At 69.7% G+C, this 2,702-nt stretch carries 1 protein-coding gene; it reads left to right on the plus strand.

What is annotated here, in order from left to right:
• Positions 1-51: 51 nt before the first annotated feature.
• Positions 52-2,702, plus strand: a 2,651-nt coding sequence (locus ACWGI8_RS22575) for a hypothetical protein (protein ID WP_453663378.1), incomplete at its 3' end; no start/stop codon positions are given.

The following is a 2,702-nucleotide window of genomic DNA, read 5'->3' on the forward strand; positions in this document are numbered from 1 at the left end:
ATCGTCCCGGCGACTCCGCTCAGGGCGCCGAGCAACCGGCTCGATGCCAGCTTGCGGATTCGCAGGCTGACAAACTACGGTGACGTCTTTTCAGCTCTGGCCGCCGTACGGTCGTACTGGCCCCGGATGGCCTACCGGGCGAGCTGGAACGAATCCGCCCGCGCCTTCGCGCTGTGCGCCATCGGGCAGGATTCGCATGGTCGGTTCCTGAGCGGCGACTGGCGCGGCCTCCCTGTGCTCCCCCAGGGCGCCGACGAGCCCTTCGTCACCGACGAGATGGGCATTCTGCAGTCCAAGGATCTACCGCTCAGGGTCCTGCTGCCCGGCGGAGTGTCCAGCGTCCCACCCCACGAGATCAAGGGCCACGGCGCATGGAGCGCGCTGCACACCACAACTCTGCGGGACATGGGCGCGTTCACCGCGTACGTTCAGGTCGGCCTGCCCACCGACGAGGAACCGGCGGGTGCCGTGTGGAAGCTGCGGCACAAGAAGCCCAGCGGTGCCCGCGTCACCGTCCAAGCCACCACCGGGCAGCTCTTCGCCTGGCTGGTCCGCTCCCGCTTCATGGCCGGCGCCTCGGCGTCTTCGGACAGCGAATTGGTGCTGATCTTGGACGGTATGAAGCCCGGTCGGCTGACAGAACTGGTGCAGCAGGAGGCGGCCGTGCTGGCCACGCTGGCCACACGCCGGGTCCGTGTCACTCCGGCAGACGCGGAGCCCGAGTGGTTCCCAGTGCCGGGAACCATCGGGTTGCGCTGGATCCCCAAGCTGGACCGCTCCCTCAAGCTCCTCTCCGACATGGTCGAGCAGTACCGGACGGCGGAAGGCGAGTGGACCGCGCGGACGGCGGAACGGTCGCAGCAACGGCTACGCGTGTACGAGGAACTGGTACTCAGCGAACGCGTTCGTGCCACGGGGGCCGCCTGGCGGGCAACGCAGTACCTCGTGACGGGCATCAGCAGTCTGCCTCTCGTGCACGGGGCGGTGGCCCGACTGGCTGCCTCGGTGTACCTTGACCAGTTGCTGACCTCGGTGGAAGAGCTTCCCCAACACGTACGGGAGCAGCTGCTAAGACAACGGCAGGACGACCAAGAGCTCGATCGGTCAGACCGGACCGAGCTGCTCCGGCAGAGAATGACGCCCCCGCCGCGCCGACTGACCCAACTGCCGTCCGATGCGTATGTCGAAGCGCAGCGCAAAGCGCCGAGCTGGCACATCGCCGAGCCGCAGGGCGGCCCAGCGCCGCGCGCGCGGCTGCAGGAAGGGGAGTCCGGCCTGCTCCTCGACCCCGTCCGCGGCATGGTTCTCAGCTCGTCGATGGCCTACATCAGCGGCGTTGAGGCCCAGTCCCGGTCCGCGCTGGCCGAACTCCTCGGCGACGGTGCCCTGAAGTGGCCCGTCATCGAAGTTCAGGTCGACGCCCGCGGCGACCTGGTGGAGCTGAACCTGCCGGCTACCGGCACGGGTGCCCCTGAGTTGGTCCCAGCGAACCTGGACAGGATCAGGAACTGGCTGGAGGCGAAGAACCTGCCACCGGGCAGCCCCGTGATCTTCACCGCACGGACACCGCGAGCGGCCGCCGCGTATCGCAGGATGGCCGAGCGGATCCGCCAAGTGGTCGAGCCGCTGGGCCACTTCGGCTATGTGGCGGACCCGGGGGCCGGGGTGATCCTGCGCAGCTCGGTTCGGGCGCTCGCCGGTATCGAGTCCGTGGAAGACCGTCGCATCTCCACGGCCGCGCTGGAATTCACCGCCCTGAACGGCGACGGCCCGGCCCCCTGGCGGATCATCGGCCGCGGCAACGGCGGGCTGCCGCCGCTGTACGGTCACCCCGACGGCACGCTGCGCGCCTATACCCTTCCCGTCCGCTCCGTCGTCTCCGTCATCGAGCAGCTGGGCACCAACGAGGTCGAACACCAACTGATCACGACATCCGAGGACTTCGCCAAGCAACTGGCGGCGGTCACGTCGGTCAGCGGCCCGGAACCCGGGCAAGGCACCGTGTGGTTGCTGGCCGGCTTCGACCGGGGCCGCCCGGTCCTGCCCCTGCTGACCGATGTACGGGACGGCGTCGTGACCACCGTCTCCCGCCCGGTGGGCGGCCATGAGACGGCCGCCTGGCTGGCGGCCCATGGTGCAACGGCCCCTCGGCTGACGCAGGGCCGCCTCCGTGTCGTCCCCGAGGCTCTCCACCCTCATCACTACCCGGCTGCCCTCAGCACCCTGCGACTGGTGGCTGAAGACCGTAATGTCGTCGTCGACCTGCTCAAGCCCGGCTACCGCCATCGGGTGGTCGCCGGGGCCCTGGTCATCGAGGGGCCCGGCGGAACAGATGTCGGCTCCGACACCGCCGCCTGGTTCACCATCGTGCCGGAGGCACTGGCCAAGGCAGCGCTCACGATGGCGGCGGTCGGCTCTGCGGTTCTGGCCGTCTCTGCGCTTATCGACGCAAGGCTGCGGGGCGCACCAATGCCCCCGGAGGCGCTGCTCGGCACGGTACTGGCCGCCCTGGCGCTCACCGCCGGCGGGCTGCTGGGAGAGGCGTCGCTCGCCCTGTCGGCGCTCGGCGGCGTGTCGCTCGCAAGCATGTCCGCGGAGCCGTACGAGCTGGAGCCGGTATCGGCCGGCACCGGGCCAGGAATGGCCCATGGGGAACCGCTGCTGTCCGTCCCTGGCTCGGATCAGGCCGTAAGGTCCGGCTC

The sequence above is a fragment of the Streptomyces sp. NPDC054841 genome, assembly GCF_053611045.1.